This window comes from Lysobacter cavernae, assembly GCF_042648505.1.
Classification (GTDB): domain Bacteria; phylum Pseudomonadota; class Gammaproteobacteria; order Xanthomonadales; family Xanthomonadaceae; genus Lysobacter_L; species Lysobacter_L cavernae.
Genome location: NZ_JBHRXK010000005.1, coordinates 182,018 through 206,792, shown reverse-complemented (window position 1 = coordinate 206,792; position 24,775 = coordinate 182,018). Strand labels below are relative to the sequence as shown.

General features: G+C 66.1%; 20 protein-coding genes and 1 pseudogene. 10 read left to right on the top strand and 11 right to left on the bottom strand.

Features of this window, described 5'->3' with window-relative positions:
- Positions 1–95 precede the first annotated feature (95 nt).
- The 7 genes and pseudogenes from ACFOLC_RS12640 to cmk form a co-directional block, all read right to left on the bottom strand.
- Positions 96–1,892, bottom strand: a pseudogene (locus ACFOLC_RS12640) (polysaccharide biosynthesis protein); the annotation flags it as partial.
- 21 nt (positions 1,893–1,913) lie between these two features.
- A complete protein-coding gene (locus ACFOLC_RS12635) occupies positions 1,914–2,888 on the bottom strand; it encodes a lipopolysaccharide biosynthesis protein (protein ID WP_386759606.1) in 975 nt (324 codons plus the stop codon).
- Between the two features lie 6 nt (positions 2,889–2,894).
- Positions 2,895–4,073, bottom strand: coding sequence for a lipopolysaccharide assembly protein LapB (gene lapB / locus ACFOLC_RS12630; RefSeq protein ID WP_386759605.1), 1,179 nt, complete (start codon positions 4,071–4,073; stop codon positions 2,895–2,897).
- A gap of 3 nt (positions 4,074–4,076) precedes the next feature.
- Positions 4,077–4,340, bottom strand: a complete 264-nt coding sequence (locus ACFOLC_RS12625; RefSeq protein WP_386759604.1) for a lipopolysaccharide assembly protein LapA domain-containing protein — start codon at positions 4,338–4,340, stop codon at positions 4,077–4,079.
- Positions 4,341–4,418: 78 nt separating this feature from the next.
- On the bottom strand, positions 4,419–4,721 hold the full coding sequence (locus tag ACFOLC_RS12620) for an integration host factor subunit beta (protein ID WP_386759603.1): 303 nt from the start codon (positions 4,719–4,721) through the stop codon (positions 4,419–4,421).
- 132 nt (positions 4,722–4,853) lie between these two features.
- Positions 4,854–6,542 carry a 30S ribosomal protein S1 gene (rpsA, locus tag ACFOLC_RS12615; RefSeq protein ID WP_386759602.1) on the bottom strand — a complete coding sequence of 563 codons (1,689 nt, stop codon included), beginning with the start codon at positions 6,540–6,542 and terminating at the stop codon, positions 4,854–4,856.
- A gap of 211 nt (positions 6,543–6,753) precedes the next feature.
- Complete coding sequence (gene cmk, locus ACFOLC_RS12610) at positions 6,754–7,443, bottom strand: (d)CMP kinase (protein ID WP_386759618.1); 690 nt, start codon at positions 7,441–7,443, stop codon at positions 6,754–6,756.
- Between the two features lie 150 nt (positions 7,444–7,593).
- Here cmk and ykgO point away from each other — a divergent pair, with 150 nt between their 5' ends.
- The 8 genes from ykgO (at position 7,594) to ACFOLC_RS12570 (ending at position 13,982) form a co-directional block, all read left to right on the top strand.
- Positions 7,594–7,719, top strand: a complete 126-nt coding sequence (gene ykgO, locus ACFOLC_RS12605) for a type B 50S ribosomal protein L36 (RefSeq protein ID WP_005913193.1) — start codon at positions 7,594–7,596, stop codon at positions 7,717–7,719.
- Between the two features lie 154 nt (positions 7,720–7,873).
- Positions 7,874–8,215 (top strand): hypothetical protein, encoded by a 342-nt coding sequence (locus ACFOLC_RS12600; protein WP_386759601.1) that lies wholly within the window; start codon positions 7,874–7,876, stop codon positions 8,213–8,215.
- Between the two features lie 4 nt (positions 8,216–8,219).
- Positions 8,220–9,254 (top strand): agmatine deiminase family protein, encoded by a 1,035-nt coding sequence (locus tag ACFOLC_RS12595; protein WP_386759600.1) that lies wholly within the window; start codon positions 8,220–8,222, stop codon positions 9,252–9,254.
- A gap of 143 nt (positions 9,255–9,397) precedes the next feature.
- Positions 9,398–10,300, top strand: coding sequence for a carbon-nitrogen hydrolase (locus ACFOLC_RS12590; protein WP_386759599.1), 903 nt, complete (start codon positions 9,398–9,400; stop codon positions 10,298–10,300).
- Entirely contained in the window at positions 10,297–10,830 is a 534-nt protein-coding gene (locus ACFOLC_RS12585; RefSeq protein WP_386759598.1) for a GNAT family N-acetyltransferase, read from the top strand. The genes ACFOLC_RS12590 and ACFOLC_RS12585 overlap by 4 nt, the downstream gene beginning before the upstream one ends.
- Positions 10,831–10,893: 63 nt before the next feature.
- The gene (locus ACFOLC_RS12580) at positions 10,894–11,502 is read left to right on the top strand and encodes a TetR/AcrR family transcriptional regulator (RefSeq protein WP_386759597.1); all 609 of its coding nucleotides are present in this window, start codon (positions 10,894–10,896) and stop codon (positions 11,500–11,502) included.
- Positions 11,503–11,574: 72 nt separating this feature from the next.
- On the top strand, positions 11,575–12,585 hold the full coding sequence (locus tag ACFOLC_RS12575) for an alpha/beta hydrolase (protein ID WP_386759596.1): 1,011 nt from the start codon (positions 11,575–11,577) through the stop codon (positions 12,583–12,585).
- Positions 12,586–12,770: 185 nt separating this feature from the next.
- Entirely contained in the window at positions 12,771–13,982 is a 1,212-nt protein-coding gene (locus ACFOLC_RS12570; RefSeq protein ID WP_386759595.1) for a TraB/GumN family protein, read from the top strand.
- Positions 13,983–14,054: 72 nt separating this feature from the next.
- On the opposite strand, the gene ACFOLC_RS12565 is transcribed toward ACFOLC_RS12570, so the two are convergent.
- Genes ACFOLC_RS12565 through ACFOLC_RS12555 form a run of 3 tightly spaced genes read right to left on the bottom strand, consistent with a single transcriptional unit; the run spans position 14,055 to position 21,822 of the window.
- Positions 14,055–17,162, bottom strand: a complete 3,108-nt coding sequence (locus ACFOLC_RS12565; RefSeq protein WP_386759594.1) for an efflux RND transporter permease subunit — start codon at positions 17,160–17,162, stop codon at positions 14,055–14,057.
- A 10-nt stretch (positions 17,163–17,172) separates the two neighbouring features.
- On the bottom strand, positions 17,173–20,670 hold the full coding sequence (locus tag ACFOLC_RS12560; protein ID WP_386759593.1) for an efflux RND transporter permease subunit: 3,498 nt from the start codon (positions 20,668–20,670) through the stop codon (positions 17,173–17,175).
- A 15-nt stretch (positions 20,671–20,685) separates the two neighbouring features.
- Complete coding sequence (locus ACFOLC_RS12555) at positions 20,686–21,822, bottom strand: efflux RND transporter periplasmic adaptor subunit (protein WP_386759592.1); 1,137 nt, start codon at positions 21,820–21,822, stop codon at positions 20,686–20,688.
- Positions 21,823–22,148: 326 nt separating this feature from the next.
- Between ACFOLC_RS12555 and ACFOLC_RS12550 the strand changes: the two genes are divergently transcribed.
- Together ACFOLC_RS12550 and ACFOLC_RS12545 are read left to right on the top strand one after the other, a co-directional pair.
- Positions 22,149–22,520: a c-type cytochrome gene (locus tag ACFOLC_RS12550; protein WP_386759617.1), complete on the top strand. Its 372-nt coding sequence runs from the start codon at positions 22,149–22,151 to the stop codon at positions 22,518–22,520.
- Between the two features lie 14 nt (positions 22,521–22,534).
- Complete coding sequence (locus ACFOLC_RS12545; protein ID WP_386759591.1) at positions 22,535–22,969, top strand: c-type cytochrome; 435 nt, start codon at positions 22,535–22,537, stop codon at positions 22,967–22,969.
- 88 nt (positions 22,970–23,057) lie between these two features.
- Here ACFOLC_RS12545 and ACFOLC_RS12540 read toward each other — a convergent pair whose 3' ends face one another.
- A complete protein-coding gene (locus tag ACFOLC_RS12540) occupies positions 23,058–24,767 on the bottom strand; it encodes a hypothetical protein (protein ID WP_386759590.1) in 1,710 nt (569 codons plus the stop codon).
- Positions 24,768–24,775 lie beyond the last annotated feature (8 nt).

Genomic DNA, 24,775 nt, shown 5'->3' with positions numbered 1-24,775 from the left:
TTGCAGTACGTCGGCACCACGCATCGAAGGTCTCGGGGCAAGCAGAACGGTAATGGGACAAGTCTATGCGGGTGGGAGGTATTTCAGCAGCCTGCTAGGGCCTCAAGATCATATCGCAAGGACGCCTCGCGCAAATGCCCGATGGAAGCCTCCAGACTGGTCGCCGAGACATCACGCGGCTCGGCCTGCAGGATCTTGGGATGGGCCGTCTGCCGGTAACGCTCGTCGGCATGGAACAAGGTCTCGTGCAGCTTTTCGCCGGGGCGCAAACCGGTGTAGATCACGGCGATGTCGCGGCCAGGCTGCTTGCCGGCGAGACGGATCATCTGCTCGGCAAGCAGACGGATCGGCACGGGCTCGCCCATGTCGAGCGTGTAGATGGCTTCGTGGGTGCCGATGGCCGAGGCCTGCAGGATCAACTGGCAGGCTTCGGGGATGGTCATGAAGAAGCGCGTCACCTCCGGGTCGGTGACGGTCACCGGCCCGCCGGCGCGGATCTGCTCGCGGAACAGGGGCACGACGCTGCCAGCGGAATCGAGCACATTGCCGAAACGCACCGTGACGAACCGCGTCGAACGCTGATCAGCCAGTGACTGGCAAGCCATTTCCGCCAGACGCTTGGTTGCCCCGAGCACGTTGACCGGATCCACGGCCTTGTCCGTGGAGATCAACACGAAAGTGCCGACCCCGGCGCTGCGGCAGGCGCGCGCCACGGTTTCCGTGGCCAGCACGTTGTTGCGCACGGCCTCGCGCAACTGCAGTTCCAATAGCGGGACCTGCTTGTAGGCGGCCGCATGGAAAACGGCTTCGGGCTCGGCCAGTCCCAGCGCATACGCGATCACGGCCGGATCGCCGCAGTCGCCCAGCACCGGGATGAACTCGAGATCGGGGAAATCACGACGGAGCGAGGTTTCGGTCGTGGTCAGGGCCAGCTCGTCGATCTCGATCAGGGCAATGCGACGCGCGCCGTGGCGTGCGCATTGCCGGCACAATTCCGAGCCGATCGAACCGCCGGCACCGGTGACCAGCACCGAACGTGCACCCAACCATTGTCGGATGGCCTTCCAATCCGGCAGTACAGGTTTGCGCCCGAGCAAATCCTCGATCGCGACTTCCTTGAGTTCACCGGGCAGCGAACGGCCTTCCAGCACATCCTGCAGACGCGGCACCATGCGGAACGGAAGCCCGGTGCGTTCGCACGCGATCACAACACGCTGCAGCGCATTCGCGTCGGCGGACGGCATCGCGATGACCAGCAGTTTCGCGGCAGTTTCCCGCGAGATCTCCGCTACATCTCCCACGCGCCCCAATACCGGCACACCTTGCACCTTGCTGCCGCGCAGGCGTGCGGCATCGTCGAGAAAACCCACCGGCTGGTACGTACCGAAGCGGCGCAGGTCTCGTACCAGCGCTTCGCCGGCATGGCCGGCCCCCAATATGAGTATGCGCACGGAAGCATTGCTGGTGCGCTCCATGCCACTGTCCTTCCATGCCCGGTAGAGCAGACGCGGCGCACCGAGCATGCCCATCAACACCAGCGGGTACAGCACCAGCACAGTACGCGGCACGCTGTCGACCCGGTTGTACAGGAACAGGCCGAGCACGATCGCGAACAGGCCAAGCACACAGGCCTTGAGGATGTTCCAAAGGTCGGGCACGCCAGCGAAGCGCCACAGGCCGCGGTACAGACCAACTTGCCAGAACACTAATCCCTGCGCAGCCAGAACCAGCGCAACTTCGGTAGACCAGAGCGGTATCTCCGGAGCATTTTGAACCACACCCCAGCGCAACCGGTGCAACGCCTGCCAGACCAGCCAAACCATGGCGAGATCGTGCGCGACCACCGCCAGACGCGGCAGACCTGCTTTCCAACGATCATGCCATGAGCTCATTCCTTGCCCCTTTCCAGTCGATCAGATTTTGATGACCGCACGTTCGTACACACGCTGCAGCCACCACCACAAAAAAGCGGCGCAGGTATACCACGCCGCCGTGATACAGACGATGAAGAAAGGGCTGGACGAGCCCAGACTTGGCCATAACGCAATGGAGAGCAGCGTGACGGCCGCATAGGCCAACGTGACCCATGCATGTCCTCTGCGTCGCGCCCAGGCCTGGTACGCATGTTGCGTATGCGCTGTCCACCAGCGTTCGCCCCGCAAGACCCGGCGTAGCAGGGTCAAGCCGGCGTCGGTCAGAAAGGCGGTCAACGGCAGCAGCAGTAATGCCGACTTCGCTCCACTCCGGGCGCAGGCGACCACGAGCAACGCGGCAACGGTAAAGCCGATCGCGCCACTGCCGACGTCGCCGAGGAAGATCCTCGCCCTCGGAAAATTGAACGGCAGGAAGCCGGCGCAGGCAGCAGCCAGCGCCCAGCCCAGCCCCGCCCAGCTGCCTCCCACGAGCCAAGCAATGGCAGCGCCCACAATCATCGCCTGGCTGGCGGCCAGGCCGTTGATGCCATCCATGAAGTTCCAGACATTGGTCAACGCCATGGTGGCGATAAAGGCGCATACCGCCAGTGCTGGAGAACCATGGACGTCCGCCACGGCGAACGCGAACAGCGCCGCTGCCAGCACATGCACGGACAAACGCCACCAGGGCGACAAGGGCCGGTGGTCATCGATCCAGCCGACGCCGGCGACCAGAGCCAGCCCCAGTGCGAACACCACCAGTAACGGGGCGTCCTGCGGTCGTCGGATTGCGAGGGCGAGCACCGCGACCAGCAGTGCGATGACGATCGCGATCCCGCCGCCGCGCGGCGTGGCCGTGGAATGGCTGCGCCGCTCCCCGGGCTGATCAATCAGTTGTTGCTTCAATGCATAACGACGGGCCAACCAGGTGCCCACAACGCCGATGCAAAAATAGAGAACCAGCCACGCCCACATACAGGGTCAGACCACCGCGTAGTTCAGCAGCGGCTTGATCGTGCCCCATTCCTTGCAGCTGGGGCATTGCCAATGATGGCTGCGCGCACCGAAGCCACAGCGGTTGCAGCGATAGCTTGGATTGCGCACCAGCAACTGATCGGTGATGTGCTTGAGATCGTGCAAGGTCGCCTGCGGATCGGCGCCCTCGGCCAAGGTCAGATCGATCAATGCGGCTTCGCCGCGCACCGATGGGCGATCCTTCAACTGACGCGCCAGATAGGCGCGCGCCGCGGGCACCCCTTCCTCGGCCTCGACCATCCGGGTCAGCGCCAGGACCGGCGCGATGCCACGATAGTGCTCGCACATCTCGGCAAGGAATGCCCGTGCGCCCGGTGCATCCCCGACCCGTTCATAGCAATCCAGCAATGCCGGCAGGATTTCCGGCAGGTAGTCCGGATCAACGCGGGCGACGCGCTCGAACGCACGGATCGCATTGGCATCGTTGCCGGCCTCGACCTCGATCCGTCCCTCGATCATGCCGGCACGCACCGAGTTGGCGTCGGCTTCGTAGGCGCGCTTCACCGCGGCGCGGGCCGCATCGGCGTCGCCGGCAGCACGATTACGGTCGGCCAGTTCGCATTCGAATTGGGCAATCAGCTTGCCCATCGGTTCGCCGGTGGCCTCCTCGTAGCGGCGCGCGTTCTCGATCGCCTTGTCCCAGTCGCGTTCGGACTGGTAAATCCCGATCAAGTGGCGCAGCGCCAGTGGTGCACGCATGTCGAGCGCGATCAGATCGCTGAATACTGTTTCGGCACGGTCCAGCAAGCCCGAGCGCATGTAGTCCTCGCCGAGGGCGAGCAGCGCCTGCACTTTCTGCGGATCACTCAATCCGGGGCGTTGTGCCAACGCCTGGTGCAACCGGATCGCACGATCGACCTCACCACGGCGACGGAACAGATGACCGAGTGCCACCTGGGTCTCGAAAGTGTCCTTGTCCAACTCGGCGATATGCAGGAACAGCTCGATCGCTTTGTCCGGCTGTTCGTTGAGCAGATAGTTCAAACCGCGAAAGTAGGTCGTCGAAAGACGGCTGACCTGGGTGTCGCTGTGCCGCTCGCCACCGCGGCGACCGATCACCCAACCACTGACCGCCGCGATCGGCAGCAGCAGGAAAAACCAGAACCACTCACTGATGAAGGCCATGCCTCAGGTTCCAGTATCGGGGACGGGAGGGGTGCGCTGGCGCTCGGCGCGGGCCAGACGGCGGCGCAGCGGCAGGACAATGCTCGCGCTGATCGCCAGGCCGCCGACGAGGACGCCAACCAGCAGGGCCACGATCAAGGCCACGCCCAGGTTGGTGGCCACGCTTCCGATCCCGAAATCAATCTGGATAGACTCGCGGTTGAGCGCACCGACAATGGCGCCCAGCGCAAGGCAGGCGAATGCGATGAGGAAACGGATCAGGCGCATGACGGCCTCCGAAGGAGCGCAGTGGTCGACATTAGCTTAACGGACCTCGCGTGCAGGTCCAGACGTCCAATGCGCGGATCAGTCGGCTTCGTCCAGCGGCGCAGCACCGCTGACGCGCTCACGCAGTTCCTTGCCGGGCTTGAAGTGCGGCACGTGCTTGCCAGGCAACGCCACCGACTCACCGGTCTTCGGATTGCGCCCCAGGCGCGGAGGACGGTAATGCAGGGAAAAACTGCCGAAGCCGCGGATCTCGATCCGCTCGCCGCCGGACAACGCGCCGCCCATCATCTCGAGCAAGGCCTTCACCGCAAGATCCACGTCCTCGCCCTTCAGATGGGCCTGACGTTGCGAAAGGATCTCGATCAGTTCTGACTTGGTCATGGGCGAGATACGGGCGCTCTTTCAATGCTTGGTGCCAGGCACCGGGGTACTGACAGAAGACGACCCGGCCGAAGCCGGGCCGTCCCCGTGGTACTTCAAAACAAAAGCATCAGCCTGGATTACAAGGCCAACTTACTCGGACTTGTTGCCAAGCTGCTCGCGCAGCAGCGCGCCCAGCTTGGTCGTGCCGCTGGAGGCATCCGACGACTGGCGGTTGTAGTCAGCCAGCGCCTCCTGCTGCTCGGCTTCGTCCTTGGCCTTGATCGACAGCTGCATGCTGCGGCCCTTGCGGTCGTTGCCAATGATCTTGGCTTCGACTTCCTGACCGACCTTCAGGTAATGCGAGGCATCCTCGACGCGCTCCTTGGCGATGTCGCGAGCGGCGATGTAGCCCTCGATGCCACCGTCGAGCTCGATCGTCGCGCCCTTGGCGTCGACTTCCTTCACCACGCCCTTGATGATCGAGCCCTTGGCGTTGGACGCCACGAACTGGCCCATCGGGTCCTGCTCGAGCTGCTTGACGCCGAGGCTGATGCGCTCGCGCTCCGGATCGACGGCCAGCACCACGGCCTCCAGCGTGTCGCCCTTCTTGAAGTTGCGCACGATGTCTTCGCCGGTGGTGTTCCAGCTGATGTCGGACAGGTGGACCAGGCCGTCGATGCCGCCGTCCAGGCCGATGAAGATGCCGAAGTCGGTGATCGACTTGATCTGGCCTTCGACCTTGTCGCCCTTCTTGTGGATGGCCGCGAAGGTCTCCCACGGGTTCGAGCTGACCTGCTTCATGCCCAGCGAGATGCGGCGACGCTCCTCGTCGACGTCCAGGACCATGACCTGAACCTCGTCACCGACCTGCACGATCTTGGACGGGTTGACGTTCTTGTTGGTCCAGTCCATCTCGGACACGTGCACCAGGCCTTCGACGCCCGGTTCGATCTCGACGAACGCGCCGTAATCGGTGACGTTGGAGACCTTGCCGAACACGCGGGTGTTGGCCGGGTAGCGACGGGCGATGTTGTCCCACGGATCCTCGCCCAGTTGCTTGAGGCCGAGGCTGACGCGGTTGCGCTCGCGGTCGTACTTGAGCACGCGCACGTCGAGCTCTGCGCCGACTTCCACGACTTCGGACGGATGGCGCACGCGTTTCCAGGCCATGTCGGTGATGTGCAGCAGGCCGTCGATGCCGCCCAGGTCCACGAACGCGCCGTAGTCGGTGAGGTTCTTGACCACACCCTTCAGGATCGCACCCTCGACCAACTTCTCCATCAGCTGCTCGCGCTCTTCCGAGTGCTCGCTCTCGACCACCGCGCGGCGGGAGACGACGATGTTGTTGCGCTTGCGGTCCAGCTTGATCAGCTTGAACTCAAGCTCCTTGCCTTCCAGGTAGGTCGAGTCGCGCACCGGGCGCACGTCGACCAGCGAGCCCGGCAGGAAGCCGCGCACGTCCTTGATGTCGACGGTGAAGCCGCCCTTGACCTTGCCACTGATGCGGCCGGTGATGGTCTCGTTCTTCTCGAGGGCTTCCTCGAGTTCGTCCCACACCATGGCGCGCTTGGCCTTCTCGCGCGACAGGACGGTCTCGCCGAAGCCGTTCTCGATCGAGTCGAGCGCGACCTTGACTTCGTCGCCCACGCCCACGTCGATCTCGCCGGCATCGTTCCGGAACTGTTCGATCGGCACGATGCCTTCGGACTTCAGGCCGGCGTTGATCACCACCACGTCGCCGCGGACTTCCACGACGACGCCGGTGACGATGGCACCCGGCTTCAGCTTGGCCAGATTGGTCTGGCTCTGCTCAAACAGTTCGGCAAATGATTCGGTCATTGAAAAATACTCGGTTGAACACACGGGCCGCACCGGCTGTCAGGGTTGTCCGTCGTGGACAACTACAAGCAGCACGTGGTCGACCCACCCGTTATGTGGCGCGATGCAGCCACGCCATGTGTCGTTGGTTGAACCGCCGCGGGATTGCGACGGGGCTTTTACTGCGTTGTTCTGCTGCGTTCGGACCGCGCTCGGCGTTGACGCCTTGCATTCAACGCGCCGGCAGCAACGCCAGCACGCGCTCGACGACCTCATCGATGCCAAGGCCGGTGGTGTCGATGCGGACGGCGTCTTCGGCCGGCCGCAACGGTGCCACCGCACGACTGGCGTCGCGGGCGTCGCGGGCGAGGATCTCCCGCAGCAGACCATCTAAATTAACGGAAACCCCCTTGTCTTTCAACTGCTTATAGCGTCTTTCCGCCCTTTCCTCGGCGCTGGCGGTCAGAAACACCTTGAAAGAGGCGTCCGGGAAGATCACCGTGCCCATGTCGCGGCCGTCCGCGACCAGCCCCGGCGGCTGCCGGAAGGCGCGCTGGCGGTCCTTCAGGGCCGCCCGGACCTCGGGGATCGCAGCAATCGCCGATGCGGCGGCACCGGCGGTTTCGGTGCGCAACTCGTTGGTGGCGTCGACGCCGTTGACGATGACCCGCGGCTCGCCCGGGCCGTCGTCGCGGAACCCGACCTGGGTATCGAAAGTGCAGCGGACCAGGGCTGCCGGGTCGGCCAGATCGAGGTCGGCCCAGCCGGCCGCCACGCCGACCGCCCGATACAAGGCCCCGGAATCGAGGTAATGCCAGCCCAGTCGCTGTGCGACCAGGCGACTGATGGTGCCCTTGCCCGAGCCCGAGGGGCCGTCGATGGTGAGCACGGGAATACTGCTGTGGGAATCTGCGCTGTTCATGTCGACATTATTGCGTGGAGCGACCAATTTCGAGGCCCCGAACCACAAATTCGACCCGGGTTGAACTTTTTTGGCGCAAACGCTTGATCGGCGAAGGAATTACCCGCTAGAATCGCCGGCTTCGTTCCATCCCTGTTGCCGGAGTCTGTCATGAAGGTCCTGTCCTCTCTGAAGTCGGCGAAGACCCGTCACCGCGACTGCAAGGTCGTCCGCCGCCGTGGCAAGGTCTTCGTGATCTGCAAGTCGAACCCGCGTTTCAAGGCGCGTCAGCGCTAAGAATCTCGCTCGACCGAGCAAGACGAAGGGCCGCCGTCAGGCGGCCTTTCTGCATCTGGGCCCTGCCCCGATTCGTCAAAACGTGACGGTGGCGCGCTGCCGCCCGCTCCGGGGTTGCGCGTACAATCGCGTTCATCCAACGAGGGGGCTCGCCATGAAGAACGCCACGAAACACCGTTCCGCCACTGTCGTGCTGTCCGCGTTGCTCGCCCTGTCCGGCGTGGCTTCGGCCGATACCCTGCTGGTCGAGCGCGTCCAGGAGGAAAACCTGGCCGCGATGCCGGCCCGGGGCCAGTCGATGGCGCAGGTCGAGGCCAGTTACGGCGCTCCGGCCGAAAAGCTGGATGCCCAAGGCGGGCAAAAACGGCAGTGGCCCACCATCAACCGCTGGGTGTACCCGGATTTCACCGTGTACTTCGAGAAGAACAAGGTGATCGACGTGGTCGCCAACAAGGCCAGCGCCGAGGAAATCGGCCCGAAGCCGCCCATTCGCTGAGACGATGAACGAACAAGTATTGCGCCTCCCCGCGGAGTGGGAATCCCAGTCCGCGGTCCTGATCGCCTGGCCGAATGCCGACACCGACTGGGCCGATCGCCTGGGCGAGGTCGAGGAAACCTACATCGCGCTGGTCGCGGCGATCACCCGTTTCCAGCCGGCGATCATCTGCGTGGCCGACGAGGACGTCGAGGCCTACGCCCGCGCCCGCCTGTCCTCGGCACGCATCGACATGACGCGCGTGCGCTTTGTCGAAGCCCCTTACGACGACACCTGGCTGCGTGACTCCGGCCCGATCACCTTGCGCAACGGCGCCGGTTTCCGCCTGCTCGATTTCCGCTTCACCGGCTGGGGCGGCAAGTTCGACGCCAGCCAGGACGACCTGCTGGTCGAGCGCCTGCATGATGCTGGAATATTCGTTAATAGTGCGCGACAAAGCATTGATTTTGCTTTGGAAGGCGGCGCCATCGATACCGACGGCGAAGGCACCCTGCTGACCACCTGGCAGTGCCTGCACGAGCGGCACCCGCAGGCCACGCGCGAAGCACTGACGGGCAAGCTGGCCGGCTGGCTGCAGCAGGACCGCGTGCTGTGGCTCGACCACGGCTACCTGGAAGGCGACGACACCGACGCCCACGTCGACACCCTCGCCCGCTTCGCGGCGCGCGACGCCATCGTGTTCCAGAGCTGCGACGACCCGGACGACTCGCATTACACCGAGCTGCAGGCGATGGGGGCCGAGCTGGCTGCGCTGCGCACAGGCGACGGTCAGCCGTACCGCCTGTTCCCGTTGCCGTGGGCAAAACCCATCGTCGACGAAGGCCGCCGCCTCGCCGCCAGCTATGCCAACTTCCTCATCGTCAACGGTGCCGTATTGATGCCGGCCTATGGCGATGAGGCCGACGCGCGTGCGCAGGCGGTGCTGGCCGCGGCATTCCCGGACCGCGAGATCGTGCCGGTGCCGTGCCGCTCCCTGATCTGGCAGAACGGCAGCCTGCACTGCATCACCATGCAGTTGCCCGTCGGTCTTGTGGGCTGACGCCCAGAAGACCCCAAAGTTTGCGCTGCAATCTTTGGGTCCCACGCCATCGCCCCCGATCTCCATTCGTGCCGCTGGCATGAATCGCCCCTTACCAAGGGGCTTGCCTACAATAGACGCGCTTAGTCCGGACCTCGTCGACCATGAAGAAGACCACCCTGCCCGTCGCCCTGATCCAGGACCGTGACCACGGCGGCCGCGAGGCCAATCTGGCCAACATCGAGGCGCGAGTGGACGAGGCGGCCAAGCGCGGCGCACGCCTGGTGCTGCTGCAGGAACTGCACAACGGTCCGTACTTCTGCCAGCACGAGTCGGTGAACGAGTTCGACCTGGCCGAGCCCATTCCGGGCCCGAGCACGCAGCGCCTGGGCGCGCTGGCCAAGCAGCACGGTGTGGTACTGGTGAGTTCGCTGTTCGAGAAGCGTGCCGCCGGCCTGTACCACAACACCGCGGTGGTCTTCGATGCCGATGGCTCGACCGCCGGCAAATACCGCAAGATGCACATCCCGGACGACCCGGGTTTCTACGAGAAGTTCTACTTCACCCCGGGCGACATCGGCTTCGAGCCGATCCAGACCTCGGTCGGTCGCCTCGGCGTGCTGGTGTGCTGGGACCAGTGGTACCCGGAAGGTGCGCGCCTGATGGCGCTGGCCGGGGCCGAACTGCTGCTGTACCCCACCGCGATCGGCTGGGACCCGACCGACGAACAGGCCGAGAAGGATCGCCAGCGTGATGCTTGGGTGCTGAGCCATCGTGGCCATGCCGTCGCCAACGGCCTGCCGGTGCTCAGCTGCAACCGGGTCGGCCACGAGCAGTCGCCTGCTGCAAACAAGCACGCCGATGCCGCCGGCATCGACTTCTGGGGCACCAGCCACGTGCTCGGCCCACAGGGCGAGTTCCTGGCGCAGGCTGACACCAACACGCCGGAGATACTGATGGCCGAAGTCGACATGCAGCGCAGCGAACACGTCCGCCGGATCTGGCCGTTCCTGCGCGATCGTCGCATCGATGCCTATGGCGATCTGCTCAAGCGTTACCGCGATTGAATGCCCGGGCGGACATCGTCGTCCGCCCCGCCGTCGCCGGCGACCTGCCAGCGATCACCGCGCTCTACGCCACTGAAGTCCGCGACGGCGTCGCGACCTACGAATACGCCGAGCCCGACCTGGTGGAGATGACCCGCCGTTGGCGCGCGATCGTCGATCAAGGCTATCCATACCTCATCGCCGAAGCGGATGGCCACTTCGCCGGCTACGGCTACCTCAGCAGTTACCGCACCCGCCAGGGTTACCGCTGGACCGTGGAGGACACGGTCTACGTGGCGCCGGACCTGCAAGGCCGCGGCATCGGCCGTGCCGTATTGCAGCGCCTCATCGAACTGGGCGAAGCGGCCGGTTTCCGGCAGATGGTCGCGGTCATCGGCGACGGCTCGAACCACGGCTCCATCGCCCTGCACGAACAGCTCGGATTCCGTACGGTCGGCGTCTTCACTGGCCTGGGGTACAAGCACGGCCGCTGGCTGGACACGGTGCAGATGGTGCGCGCCTTGGGTGAAGGCGCCACCAGCCCGCCTTAGGTCGGGCATGCGCCGGCCGACGAGCGGCACCGATAAAACGAACGGACGTGCTATTTTCCGCGCATGTCCGCATTGACTGCCACCAGCAAAGGCGCCGCCACCCGCGATTCGATCATCGATCGCGCCTACGACATCGCCTGCTCGGCCGGGCTGGAAGGCCTGTCGATCGGCCCTCTGGCGCTGGCGGTGGGCATGTCGAAGAGCGGCGTGTTTGCCCATTTCGGCTCGCGCGAAGAGCTGCAGTTGGCGGTGCTCGACGCCGCCGGCGATCGCTTCGTCGCCCACGTGCTGCTGCCGGCCCTGAAGCAACCGCGTGGACTGCCGCGGCTGCGCGCCATCGGTCAGGCCTGGTTCGACTGGGCCCGCCAGTCGGAAGGCGGCTGCCTGCTGCTCAGCGCCGCCAGCGAGTACGACGACCGCCCCGGCGCACTGCGCGATCGCGTGGTCGGGCATCAGCAGCGCTGGCGTCAGGAGCTCGGACGCGCCATCCAACTCGCGATCGACACCGGCGAATTGGACACGGCCACCGATCCGGTACAGCTGGCCTTCGAGATTTACGCCCTCGCCTTGGGGGTGCACCACGACGCTGGCCTGTTCGGCTTCGATCTGGCCGTCGCACGCGGGCGCCGTGCACTTGACCGGCTGTTCCGCTCCTACTTTCCCACCCGTTGAACGCAGTTTGCCGCGTGTTGGCGCGCCCAAAATTAGCACGATCGTTCGCACATATTCATGAAGGAGAGCACCATGAACACCACGTCCCTCCCCGTGCCGGAAGCTCGCTCCACCGCCCGTCGCATTCCCTGGATTCAGGACGACTGGCGCACCGCCAGCCTGCGCACCGGCATGCAGGCGTTGAGCACGCTCGCCCCACCGCTTGCGGTGCGTATCGTCGACCGCCTCTGGTTCACCCCGCCAAGGCTGCCGTTGCGACCCGAGGCTGCCGAGTTCCTTGCCCGTGGCGAGCGCCTGTCGTTCCGCGTGCACGGACGCCATGTCGCCGGCTGGGCGTGGGGGCAAGGACCGACGGTGTTGCTGGTGCATGGCTGGGGTGGCCGCGCCGCGCAGATGTGCGCCTTCGTCGAACCGCTGCTGGCCGCGGGCCTGCGTGTGCTGGCCTTCGACGCACCGGCTCACGGCGAGTCCGACTCCAGCCGGCTCGGCGGTCGGCGGGTCAGCTTCATCGAGTTCGCCGCGGCCTTGCGTGAAGTCGCCAGGGCCGGCGCTCCGGTCATCGGCTTGATCGCGCACTCCAGTGGCTGCACCGCCACAGCCCTGGCAATCCGCGACGGCTGGGCGCCGCCGCCGCGTCTGGTGTTTCTGGCTCCATTCGTGTTCCCGGATCGGTATTCGGCGCCGTTCGCGGCGGCCGTGGGTGCCAGCGCCGCGGTCATGGCCGCCTTCCGGGCACGGACCGAACAGCGGTTAAGAAGGCCGTGGTCGGACTTCGACATGCCCGGTCTGCCGCAGAACTTCACCGTACCGCCGCTGCTGCTGGTCCACGACGGCGACGATCTGGAGGTCCCCATCACGGACAGCCGGGCCCTGGCCAAGGCCTGGCCTCGGGCACGTCTGCTCAGCACGTCCGGGTTGGGCCACCGCAAACTGCTGCGCGAACCGTCGGTGGTTGCCGTGGCGGTGGCCGCGATGACAGAAGCCGCCGAATCCACAGCCGCTGATGCGCCAGCGGAATACTCGCCGGCCCAGTCGCGCGGCGAACTCGACCGCTACTTCCAGCAGGCGGAGTTTTGCGGCTGAACCGAGCCGCCGCGCCCGGGTTTCATTGCCCGGGCTGCAGGCAGGCTCTAAGCTGCCGGCAATGACTCCATCGATCCAACGCAGCGGCGCCTGATGGCGCCGTTGTGTTGCTGGAGCGCCAACAGACCGTCGCGGCATGCATCCATTCGCTCTCCCCACCCCCCTTCCCACGTCCGACGCTGCCCATGGCTGAGACGACGACCTTGCACAGCGTGCTGCAAAGCCAGCCTCACGCGATCGTCGAGCGCGACGGCGTGCGCTACACCCTGCTCGGCACCGCCCACGTGTCGCAGGCCAGCGTCGACGCGGTGCGCGATGCGATCGGCAGCGGTGCCTTCGATGCGGTCGCGGTCGAACTCGACCCGCAACGCCTGCAGGCGCTGACCGACCCGGACGCGCTGGCCAAGCTCGACCTGATCCAGGTGATCCGCACCGGCAAGACCGCGCTGTTCGCCGCCAACCTGGCGCTGGCGGCGTACCAGCGCCGCCTCGCCGAGCAACTGGGCATCGAGCCCGGTGCCGAACTCAAGCGCGCCGTGCTCGAAGCGCGCCAGCGCGACTTGCCGGTGCACCTGATCGATCGCGACGTCGGCCTGACCTTCAAGCGCGCCTCCAGCAAACTGGGCTGGTGGGGACGCGCCAAGCTCGGCGCGGGTCTGTTCGCGGCGTTGTTCGCCGACGAGGAGGTCGGCGCTGATGAGATCGAGAAGCTCAAGCAGGGCGACATGCTCGAGTCGAGCTTCGGCGAGTTCGCCAGCGACAGCCCCGAGTTGTACGAGAGCGTGATCGCCGAGCGCGACCGCTACATGGCCGCACGCCTGCGCGAAACGCATGGCGACGCGCGTGAAGTGCTGGCGGTGGTCGGCGCCGGCCACCTGCAGGGCCTGGCCCGGCATCTGGGCGAGGAAACCCGCGCACCGGACACCATCCGCGAAGAACTCGAGGCGCTGCCGAAAAAGAGCGACGTGCCGTGGTTCACCATCGTGCTGGCGACGTTCGTGCTCGGCGGCTTCGCCTGGGGCTTCTGGCAGGGTGGCATCGACGTCGGCTCCGACTTGCTGCTGCAATGGGTGCTGGCGACCGGCGTGCTCGGCGCGATCGGCTGCGCGGTGGCAGGCGGTCACCCGCTCAGCATCCTGGTGGCCTTCGTCGCCTCGCCGATCACGCCACTGCATCCGGCACTGGCCTCCGGCACGCTCAGCGCCCTGACCGAGGCCTGGCTGCGCAAGCCGACCTACGCCGATTTCATGGCGTTGCGCAACGACGTGCAGAGCGTGCGCGGCTGGTGGCGCAACCGAGTCGCACGGGTGCTGCTGAACTTCTTCCTGACCAGCCTGGGCACGGCGATCGGGGTCTGGACCGGTGGGTTGCGCATGCTTGGCAAACTGGTCGGCTGAGCCGGCCGCTCGAGCGCGCAAGAAAAACGGGAGGCCAAGGCCTCCCGCTTTCTAAAGCCGCACCATGATCGGCTAATCGACCGAAATCGCCGCGACCGCCGCTGCCGGCATCGCACTGTCCTGCTTGCCGCGCGCACGCCGCACGATGCGCTTCATGGCGTTGCTGACGTCGTCCAAGATCGAATAGATCGTCGGCAGGAACAGCAGGCTGACCACCGTCGAGAACGCCAGGCCACCGGCGATCGCGCGTGCCATCGGGAAGTAAGCCGGCATGTCGTTGCCACCGCTGCTGGTGGCCAGCGCGATCGGCACCATCGCCAGGATCGCCGTGCCCATCGTCATCAGGATGGGACGCAGGCGTTCACGACTGCCCTCGACCAGTGCCTCGGTGCGCGACAGGCCACGCCGGCGCAGGTTGTTGATGTGCTCGATCATCACGATGCCGTTGTTCACCACCACGCCCATCAGCACCAGGATGCCGATGAAGGACATGATCCCGAACGTGGTGCTGGTGATCCAGAACAGCCAGAACACGCCGAACACCGAGAACAGCACGCCGCTCATGATCGCCGCGGGGAACAGCAGCGACTCGAACACCGCCGCCATCACCACGTAGATCATGACCAGGGCGATGACCAGGTTGAACATCATCTGCTTGTTGGCCTCGTCCTCCTCCTGGAACGCGCCGCCCTCGAACGAATAGCTGTAGCCGGCTGGGAACGCGATCGCCTTGAGCGCATCCTCCATCGCCTTGCGCGCCTCGGGCACGGTGGTCTTGCCATCGAGATTGGCCTGGATGGTCAGCGTGGTCTGGCGATTGACCCGGTTGACCTCGGTCGCCGCCGGATGCACGTCGACGTCGACCATGCTCAGCAACGGCACGCTGCGGCCATCCGGCGCACGCACCGTGAACGCGGCGATATCCTCGACACCGTAGCCCTCGGCACCGGCGAAACGCACCCACACCGGCACTTCGGTCTCACCGCGACGGAACTCGCGCAGAGGCGCACCGCGCAGGGCCAGGCCGACGAACCGCGAGACATCCTGCGCACTGAAGCCGAACGCCGCGGCACGCTCGCGGTCGACGCGCACGGCCAACTCGCTGTTCTGGTCGCCGACGTCGACACGCACGTCGCGCAGTTCCTTGCGCTTGGCCAGGATCGGCACGATCTCCTTGCCGAGTTCGGCCAGGGTCTGGGTCGAGTCACCGACCAGTTGCACCTGCACGTTCTTGCCCGGCTGACCGCCACCGCCCGGACCGTTGTCATAGCCGATGCCGATGGTCGCGCGTGCCGACTTCGGCAGCTCCTTGCTGAGCTTGTCGGTCAGCGGCTTGATCACATCGACCTTGTCCTTGTCGAAAGTGACGCGTGTACCGGCGCCACCGACCTCGCTGTAGTACGAATAGATCTGGGTGATGTGGTAACGCTTGCGGTTGGCATCGAGGAACTTCTCCACGCGCAACAGCTCGTCGGACATCTGTTCTTTGGTGTAACTGCCCTTCCACTTGTAGAAGATGTTGGTCTCGTGGCTTTCGTCACCGCCGAACATGTCGAACTTGGTCTGGGTGATCGGGAAGATGCTGACCACGACGATCAACAATATGCCGAGCACGCTCCAGCCACGGTGTTCCAGCGTCCAGCGCAGCAGGCCCGCATAGCGCGTCTGCATGCGCGGGATCAGCCCACTGGGGTTGTTGACGGCAGGCGGCGTCTTGAGCTTCGCCGACAGCATCGGGATCAGGCTGACGGCCACCAGCCAGGACGCCAGCAGCGACACCGAGATGGTGATCGCGATCTGCGCCATGTAGATGCTGAGGAAGTTGCGATCGCCAAACAGGTTGGGCACGAACACGATGCAATGGCACAGCGTGCCGGCCGACAGCGCGATGGCCACGTGCTTGGTGCCCAGGATCGAGGCCAGACGCGGTTGGTCCGGCATCTTCTCGCGTTCCTGGTAGATGCTCTCGACCACCACCACGGCGTTGTCGACCAGCATGCCGACCGCGAGCAGCAGGCCCATCATGGTCAGGATGTTGAGAGTGACACCGGCGAAGTACATGAAACCCAGCGTCATCACGAAACACAGCGGGATGGCCAGCGTCACCATCAGCGTCGACGGCCAATGGCGCAGGAAGAAGAACAGCACCATGATCGACAGCAGCAGGCCGATGCCACCGGCTTCGGCCAGCTCCAGCAGCGAGGTGGTGACGTTCTCGCCCTGGTTGTCGATGATCTTGACCTGGATGCCGCTCATCTGCGGCTGCGCGCGGATGCTTTCGACCTCCTTCAACGCATTGCTCGACACCTCGACCAGGTTGGCGTTGCGCTCCTTGTAGATGTCCAGGCCAACCGCGGGACGGCCGTCGAGGCGGCGCCCATAGTCCATTCGCGCGGGTTTCAGCCGCACATCGGCGATGTCGCCCAGGCGCACGCCGTTGTTGCCGATCACCAGGTCACGCAGCTGCTGCAGGTCGGTGATCTCGCCGACCGGCTGCACGCGCAGCCGGCGGCCGCCGTCGTCGATCTGGCCGGCGGACACCGAGAAATTGACCGCCTGCAGCCGCGTGGTCAGATCGTTGAGGCTGAGGTTGTGCGCGGTCAACCGATCCGGCGCGATCGCGATCTCGACCTCGTTCGGCGGCGCGCCGGACACCTCGACGCGGGCAACGCCGGGGATGCGCTCCAGTCGCCGCTTGAACTCGCGCTCGATCATGTCGTACGCGCCGGTAAGATCGGTATCGCCGGCCAGGCGCACGCGCAGAACGGGCTCATCGGTGGTCGAGAACTTCAGCACGAAGAACCGTTGCAGGTCGTCCGGCAAGTCGCTGCGGATCGCATCGATGCGCTCGCGCGCCTCCGATGCGGCGATGGCGACATCACGATCCCAGTTGGAGAACTGGATGAAGATATTGGCGCCGTCGGCACGTGCGCTGGCATCCATGCGCTTGATGCCGGTCATCGTCGACAGCGTTTCCTCCACCGGTCGCAGCACGGTGCGCTCTACCTCCTCGGGCGTGGAGCCGGTGTACGGCATCTGCACGAAGATGAAGGGCGGCGAGACCTCCGGGAACGCCTCCAGCGGCAACCGCACCGCCGCGATCAGGCCAATCACGAACAGCGACACGAACAGCATGATCGCCGTGACCGGACGCTTGATGCTGAGCTCGGCAATGGTCATTGCACGCTCCTCAAGCCTTGCCCGGACTGGTCTGATCAGGACCAGCCAACGGCGCCTGCTCGTCCTCGATCAGCGCGGTCACCACATCGTGCTCGCGGCGCGCACGGCGACCGCGTTCGCGATAGTACTCGTCGGCACGACGGTCGAGCAGGTCGTAGACCACCGGGATCACCACCAGCGTCAGCAGCGTCGACACCAGCAGGCCACCGATCACGGTGATCGCCATCGGCGATCGCACCTCGGCGCCCTCGCCCATCGCCAGCGCCAGCGGCAGGAAGCCGAACAAGGTGCAGGTGGTGGTCATGATGATCGGCCGCAGTCGCGAGCGCGCACCCTCGACCAGCGCCTCGCGCTTGGCCACGCCGACCTCGCGCAGCTGGTTGACCTTGTCGATCAGGATGATCGCGTTCTTCACCACCAGGCCGACCAGCAGGATCAGGCCGATGAACACCACCACCGACACCGGCGAGCGCGTCAGCAACAGCGCCAGCACTGCGCCGACCATCGCCAGCGGGATGGTGAACAGGATCACGAACGGATGCAGCAGCGATTCGAACTGCGAGGCCATGACCAGATAAACCAGGAACACCGCCAAGCCGAACGCGAACAGCAGCGACTTCACCGACTCGGCCAGCTCCTCGCCCTGGCCGCCGATGTGCATGCGCACGTCGGCACCGAACGGTTGCTTGGTGACCATGTCCTGCACTTCCTGCACCGCGCCACCGAGGTCGATGTCACGCAGGTTGGCCGAGACGATCGCGACGCGCACCTGGTCGGCACGGTGGATCTCGCTGGGGCCGGTGGTCGAGACGACGTCGGCGACCGAGTCCAGCGTCACCGGCCGGTTGCTGCCGGGATTGACGATCAGGCGGCGGATGCTTTCGACCGACGCACGGTCGGTCTCCTGCGCGCGCACCAGCACGTCGATCTTGCGGTCGCGGAAGCTGTAGCGGGTGGCAACATCGCCGCGCACCTTCTTGACCACCACATCGGCGATCTGGCGCGTGGTCAGGCCGAGCGCAGCGGCGCGGTCCTGGTCGAAGCGGATCTGGATCTCCGGAAAGCCCTGCTCCACCGTCGACTTGACGTCGGCATAGTGCGGATTGCCGCGCAGCATCGCCGCCATCTGCTGGCCTGCGCGCTCGATCGAGGCCAGGTCCTGGCCACGCAGTTCGATTTCCAGCGGCGTGGAGAAACTGAAGAGTTCGGGACGGCTGAAGTCGACCTGGGCGCTGGGGTGATTGGCCATGGTCTGACGCAGGCGATCAGTTTCCTCGGCCTCGATCCGCTTGCTGCCGCCGTCGGTCATGACGATGCTGAGCTTGCCGATGTTCTCGCCGCTTTCGGTCGGGCTGGCATCCAGCCGCGTGCCACTGCCGCTGACGCCGTACAGCGTCTTCACGCCCGGGTCCTTGGCATGCTTTTGCTGCAGCTCACGCACCAGCGCATCGGTGTCGCGCAGCGGCGTGCCCGGTGGCAGCTTGACCGTCATCTCGAAGCGGTCCTGCGCCAACTGCGGGATCAGGTCGGCACCGAGCAACGGCACGACCAGCAAGGTCAGTGCAAACGCCGCCGTGGCGAAGCCCAGCACCAGCCACGGCTTGCCCAATGCGGCCGGCAGCAACTTCAGGTAGCCGCGCTCGGCGCGACCGTAGGGCGCCATCGCCAGATCGCTCAGCTTGCGCATGAACGGTCCCACCACCGCGACCAGGCCGCGCCAGATCCGCACGAAGAACCAGGCGATGCCGAACAGCACACCGCGCGTGCCCACGCCGATGCCATGCTCGACCGCGGCCAGTGGCTTCTGCAACTTCGACTTCGGCTGCCAGCGCGAGTGCGACGTTTCCTCCGGGAACGCCATCGGCGGCCGGCCCTTGAGCGCGCTCAGCATCGGGATCAGCGTCATCGACACCACCAGCGAGATGCCGATGGCCAGCGCCACGGTCAGTGCCTGATCACGGAACAACTGGCCAGCAATGCCTTCGACGAACACCAGCGGCAGGAACACCGCGATGGTGGTCAAGGTCGAAGCCACCACTGCCATGCTGACCTCGCGCGTGCCGGCAATGGCCGCATCGAGGACGCCCAGGCCGCGTTCGCGCGCCTTGGCGATGCTCTCCAGCACCACGATCGAGTCGTCGACGACCAGGCCGGTGGCCAGCGCGAGGCCGCCCAGCGACATCACGTTGAGGCTCAGGTCCAGCTGCCCCATGAAGAAGAACGTGGTGATGATCGACACCGGCAGCGACAGGCCGATCACGAACGTGCTCCAGCCATCACGCAGGAACAGGAAGATGATCAGCACCGCGAGCACGCCGCCGATCACCGCGTCCATCTTCACGTCGCTGATGGCGTGGCGGATGAACTGCGACTGGTCATCGATGGTGGTCAGCTCGATGTCGGACGGGATCTGGTCCTTGATCTGCTTCAGTCGCGCCTCGATGGCGTCGGCGGTGGCAACGGTATTGGCATCGCCTTCCTTGTAGATCGCCAGCTCGACCGCTTCCCGACCGGCCAGGCGAATGATCGCCTCGCGCTCCTTGTAGCCCTGGCGCACGTCGGCGATGTCCTTGAGCCGCACCGGCATGCCACCGGCAGCGGTGCTGGACGATGACGAGTTCGCGTTCTGCACCGAAGCTGCCGCGGCCATCGCCGCCGCGTCGCCGGTCGAGGCTGCGATCGCCGCCATCTGCGCGGCCGCACTGGCGGCGGCGTTGTCGCCACCGCTCTGCGTGGTGACCAGCATCTCGCGCATCTCGGCGACGCTGGCGAACTGGTTGACGGTGCGCACCAGGTAGCGCTGCGAGCCCTCCTCGAGGCGGCCGCCGGAAATGTTGATGTTTTCCTGCTGCAGGCGCTGGATGACGGTGTCGATCGGCAGGTTGAGCTGCGCCAGCTTCTGCTGGTCGATGTCGACCTGGATCTCGTCCTCCAGACCACCGCCGACCTTGACCGCGGCGACGCCGCTGACCGGCTCCAGCTTCTTCTTCAGGTCATCGTCGGCATAGCGGCGCAGCGCGGTGAGCTGACGCACCGAGTCGTCATCGTTCTTGGACGACAAGGCGATGCGCAGGATCGGCTCGGTCGACGGATTGAAGCGCAGCAGCACCGGCGCCTTCGCCTCCAGCGGCAGCTGCAGCACCTCCATCTTGTCGCGCACCTCCAGACCTGCCTGGTCCATGTCGGTGCCCCAGGCGAACTCGAGCACGACGTCGCTCTGGCCGGTGCGCGACACCGACTTTAGCTTGCGCAGGCCTTTGACCACGCCGACGGCTTCTTCGACCGGCTCGCTGATCAGCGTCTCGATCTCCGACGGCGCGGCACCGGTGTATTCGGTGCGCACGGTCAGCGTGGGGTAGCTCAGGTCGGGCAGCAGGTTGACCTTGAGATCGCCCAACGCGATCAGGCCAAACAGCACCAGGGTGAGGGTCATCATCGCCACCGTCACACGACGGCGGGTGGAGAATTCGACGAGGTTGAAGGAGCTCGCGTCCGATGGCTGTGTCACGGGGCTTCTCCGCGCTTACTGCTGCTTGGTGCCGTCGGATTTCTCCGCAGCCGCGACCTGTGCCTTGGGCACCGGCTGGCCGATCACCTGCACCACGCTGCCGTCGCGCAGGGCGGCCTTGCCCGCGGTCACGACCTGGTCGCCCTGCTTCACGCCTGCGCGGATCTCGGCCCAGGACCCGTCGACATAGCCCAGCTTGACCGGCACGCGCTTGGTCTTGTCGCCGTTGACCACGTACACGGCCGGGTCGCCTTCGTCCTCGAGCAGGGCGACGCGCGGCACCACCAGGGCATCGGCGCGCTGGTCGTAGTCGATCTTGATGCGACCGAACATGCCCGGTTGCAGCACGCCGCCGCCGACAAACGCGCAGACCACGCGGAAGGTGCCACTGCCGGAATCGACCACCGGCGCGACGCGGTCCACGACACCGGTGAAGACCTTGCCCGGAAGCGCGTCGACGGCGAGCTGCACCGGCAGCCCGGCCTTGAGCGTGGCCAGCTCGCGCTCGGGCACGTTGAGCGTGGCCTCCAGGCGCGAGGTGTCGACGATGCGGAAGATCGGTGTGTTGATCTGCACGAAGTTGCCGGTCTTGATCGAACGCGAGGCGATCACGCCGGAGATCGGTGCCTCGACATTGGCGTACGACAGTTCGAGATTGGCCAGGCGATTGGCCGCGCGGGCGTTCTCGAGGTCGTAGCGCAGTTGGTCGTTGTCGTTGGCGCTGAGCAGCTTCTGCTCGGCCATCTGCCTGGCACGGGCGTAGTTGGCCTCGAGCTTGCGCATCTGCGCGGCGGTCTGCGCTGCCTGCAGCTCCGACCGGGCCGAATCCAGGCGCACCAGGGTCTGGCCGGCACGTATCTGCTGGCCTTCCTCGACCAGCACGTTGAGCGCCACGCCCGAGGTCTTGGCGACCACCTGCGATTCGGCCAGCGGCTCCAGCGGGGCCGTGCCGGTGTAGCTGGCGGACACCGAACGGCGCGAGGCCTTGGCGACCTCCACCGGCACCGCCTCCGGCCCCTCTTTCTCGCCGGCCTTGGCCTGGGCCTCACCGCCGCCCTCGCCGCCTTTGCAGGCGACCAGCATCAACACAGGCAGCAGGACCGTGGCAGCACGCACCAGACCACGACTGCGCGAACGGGAGAGATGACGCATCTGCAGAACCCCTAGATTTGGTTATGTACCGGACCGTATACCGGTGTTGTATGTAGGTATATCACTGACCTCGAAAGCCTCCATCCGCCGAAGGTCATGGTGACTGCCGCCATGCCGTCCGGCGCACCGCAGGTCGCCCGGCCGAAGAGCCGTGCAAACGTTGCGAGTGGGCCTCAAGAACTTCCGATGCAAAATGGCACGGCTTCGTTGCATCGATCTCGCAGGCTATACTGACCGACTTATGCGCGGCCCAGTCAGGAATCGGGCCACGTGCAGCCAGCTTCAGAACCTTTCGCTAGCCATTCGAGATTGCGGACTACGACATGATGCGACCGCTGATGATCGCCGCCTGCTTCGCCCTGACCACCGTTGCGTTCACTGCATCGGCCCAGGATGCAGCCCAGGCCCCTGCCGCCGCCGCGGCCGCCACGCCGGCTCCCGCCGCCCAGGGCAACGCCGACAAGGGTCGCCAACTGACCTACACCTGCCAGGGTTGCCACGGCATCTCCGGCTACAAGAACGCCTACCCGAACTACCACGTGCCGAAGATCGGCGGGCAGTCGGCCGTGTACCTCGTCAATGCCTTGACCGAATACAAGAAAGGCGCGCGCAAGCACCCGACCATGCAGGCCCAGTCCCAGAGTTTCTCTGACCAGGACATCGCCGACATCGCCGCCTTCCTCTCGGCCCTGAAGTGAGCGAGCAGACGACCATGACGATCAAGTTCCTCGCCATTGCACTGCTCGCAACCGTCGCGGCCGTCGGCTGCTCCCAGTCCGACACGCCGGCCGAACATTCCGCCGCCGATCGCGCCGAAGGCCACACCTCCTCGTCCGCCGGCCTGCCGGCCGGTCACATCGCCGCCGGCGAGCAACTCGCCAGCAGCAAGGGCAAGGCCACGGGCCAGTCCTGCGTCGACTGCCACGGTGCCGAAGGCAATGCGCCGATCGACGAGACCTACCCGAAGCTGGCCGGCCAGTACTACGACTACATCGCCCACTCGCTGCAGGCCTACCGCGATGGCGACCGCGAGCACGCGTTGATGTCGAGCCAGGCCAAGGACCTGACCGATCAGCAGATCGCCGATCTTGCCGCCTACTTCGGTTCGCGCAAGAGCGGCCTGCGCGACCTGCACAACGTGCACTGATCGCGCACGGATCGACCGATCGAAAAGGCCCGCGCAAGCGGGCCTTTTTTCGTGGCGCATCCACCCCGGCGAACGCCGCCCCCGCAAGCTAATCCGGCTTCACGCTGCCGTTGTTTTCCTGCAGCGCCGGCTTGAATGGAACATCCGGCGGCGGTCGCGCCCCGGCCGGCTGCTCGTTGAGGTTGGGGTCGGTGATGCCGCAGCCGCCACCAAGACCGAGCATCGACACCACGCATTCGATCCGCTTGTTGGTGCCGGGGATCGGGATCGCGACCTTCTGGATGCCCTTGCGCACCCATTCGGCCAAGAGAGTCTCGTTGGGCACCCAGTACTTGTCGAACGAGGTCGGCTCGAAATCGTTTGGCTTGCGCCGCAACCAGGTGCCGGCACGGTCGAGGTCCTTGATCTCCTGGGTGATCGTTCCCGGCGGCTGGGCCGGGGATGCGGAGCCCGGCGTTTCGGCCAGCCGGACGCTGCCGTCGCCGTTGTAGAGGCCGGGCTCGCCACGTTGCGCACCCGGCTGATTACGGGTCGAGTCGCCCCAGTCGTCGGCGCGCGCAGGGGTCGTCCAACTGCCCGGGGCAGACGTCGGCTTGGGGCCGGCGCCGGCACTGGTGACCGGGCGGGTGCCGCTGGCTGACGGGGTACCGGTGGCGCGGTTCGGCGTCACCGGCGCGGAGCTGGTCGAGGTCGAGGTCGAGGTCGAGGTCGAGGTCGAGGTCGAGGTCGAGGTCGAGGTCGGTGCGGCGGCCGGCACTGGCGTGGCGCTCGAGCTGGAAGCGGCGGGTGCGCGCGCGGCCGGTGCGGGGATTTCAGCGACACGCACGTCGGGCGTGGCCGAACGCAATTCCGGCGCGGCGATCGAAGGCTGCGGCAACTCGCGCACCGGTGCCCGCTGCAGTGGCGCCGTTACCTCGCGCACCGCGACCTCAGGGGTACGCGCGTCGATCGACGGCAGCGGGAGCTCGCGTTGCGGCAATTCGCGGCGAATCGGCTGCACCGGTTCCGGCACCTCGATCGCCCGCACCGCCTGCGGGCTCGTGCTCAGCTGCGGCGTCGCCATGCTCGGCTCCGGGCTGCGCCGGGTCGGCGGCAGTACGAACACGCTCGGTTCGCTCGGCGTCGGCTCGCTGACGGCGACCGGCTGCTCGACCGTCGGCGGCGGCAACTGCGGTTCGGGCACGTCACGCTGCGCCACGTCCGGCACCGGCGCCTCCAGGCTCGGGGGTTGTGGCGGTTGCAATGCGGCGGCCGTGGGCGATTCGGCGGCCGCCGCGGCCGCAGGCTCGGGCTGGCCTTGAGGCGCAGGTTCGGGCTGTTCGGCCGGCTGCTCGGGACCGCCACCGGGTTCGTCGGGCGTGCCGACGCCGATGTACTCGACCTGCACCACGGTTTCGCCTTCCGGCGGCGCGCTGACGGCCATGAAGCGCAGATACATCAGATAGAGCAGCATCACCGCGAAGAACAGGTGCCACAGCACGGTGACCCCCCAGGCGAACCAGCGCGCCCGCCGGTCCTCGCGCCCTGCCGGTTGCCACTGTTGCCGCCACAGCGTGGCGAAGGCCTGCCAGCGGTTGAGCTCGCCCACCCGCCGCGGCGGCATCGCCAAGGGCCGCAGCAGGAACACCTCGATGATCGCATCGGCGGTCGCACCGGTAACCGCGCCGGCGCGCCCGGTCATGCTCGCGAACCATGCCTGCCAGCCGGGCGGGAACTCACCGGGCGGTCGCCGCCGGTGCGGTGCCACCAGCTGCAACCGTCGCTGCAGGGCCTGGATGAGATCGGCGGCGGAGAACATCAACTACG

Coding starts and splice junctions, on each gene's coding strand:
- lapB (WP_386759605.1), bottom strand. CDS start 4,073: ATGGCCTTCATCAGTGAGTGGTTCTGGTTTTTCCTGCTGCTGCCGATC.
- ACFOLC_RS12550 (WP_386759617.1), top strand. CDS start 22,149: ATGCGACCGCTGATGATCGCCGCCTGCTTCGCCCTGACCACCGTTGCG.
- ACFOLC_RS12555 (WP_386759592.1), bottom strand. CDS start 21,822: ATGCGTCATCTCTCCCGTTCGCGCAGTCGTGGTCTGGTGCGTGCTGCC.
- ACFOLC_RS12540 (WP_386759590.1), bottom strand. CDS start 24,767: ATGTTCTCCGCCGCCGATCTCATCCAGGCCCTGCAGCGACGGTTGCAG.
- ACFOLC_RS12570 (WP_386759595.1), top strand. CDS start 12,771: ATGGCTGAGACGACGACCTTGCACAGCGTGCTGCAAAGCCAGCCTCAC.
- ACFOLC_RS12580 (WP_386759597.1), top strand. CDS start 10,894: ATGTCCGCATTGACTGCCACCAGCAAAGGCGCCGCCACCCGCGATTCG.
- ACFOLC_RS12595 (WP_386759600.1), top strand. CDS start 8,220: ATGAACGAACAAGTATTGCGCCTCCCCGCGGAGTGGGAATCCCAGTCC.
- ACFOLC_RS12565 (WP_386759594.1), bottom strand. CDS start 17,162: ATGACCATTGCCGAGCTCAGCATCAAGCGTCCGGTCACGGCGATCATG.
- cmk (WP_386759618.1), bottom strand. CDS start 7,443: ATGAACAGCGCAGATTCCCACAGCAGTATTCCCGTGCTCACCATCGAC.
- ACFOLC_RS12625 (WP_386759604.1), bottom strand. CDS start 4,340: ATGCGCCTGATCCGTTTCCTCATCGCATTCGCCTGCCTTGCGCTGGGC.
- ACFOLC_RS12635 (WP_386759606.1), bottom strand. CDS start 2,888: ATGTGGGCGTGGCTGGTTCTCTATTTTTGCATCGGCGTTGTGGGCACC.
- ACFOLC_RS12575 (WP_386759596.1), top strand. CDS start 11,575: ATGAACACCACGTCCCTCCCCGTGCCGGAAGCTCGCTCCACCGCCCGT.
- ykgO (WP_005913193.1), top strand. CDS start 7,594: ATGAAGGTCCTGTCCTCTCTGAAGTCGGCGAAGACCCGTCACCGCGAC.
- ACFOLC_RS12620 (WP_386759603.1), bottom strand. CDS start 4,721: ATGACCAAGTCAGAACTGATCGAGATCCTTTCGCAACGTCAGGCCCAT.
- ACFOLC_RS12590 (WP_386759599.1), top strand. CDS start 9,398: ATGAAGAAGACCACCCTGCCCGTCGCCCTGATCCAGGACCGTGACCAC.
- ACFOLC_RS12545 (WP_386759591.1), top strand. CDS start 22,535: ATGACGATCAAGTTCCTCGCCATTGCACTGCTCGCAACCGTCGCGGCC.
- ACFOLC_RS12600 (WP_386759601.1), top strand. CDS start 7,874: ATGAAGAACGCCACGAAACACCGTTCCGCCACTGTCGTGCTGTCCGCG.
- rpsA (WP_386759602.1), bottom strand. CDS start 6,542: ATGACCGAATCATTTGCCGAACTGTTTGAGCAGAGCCAGACCAATCTG.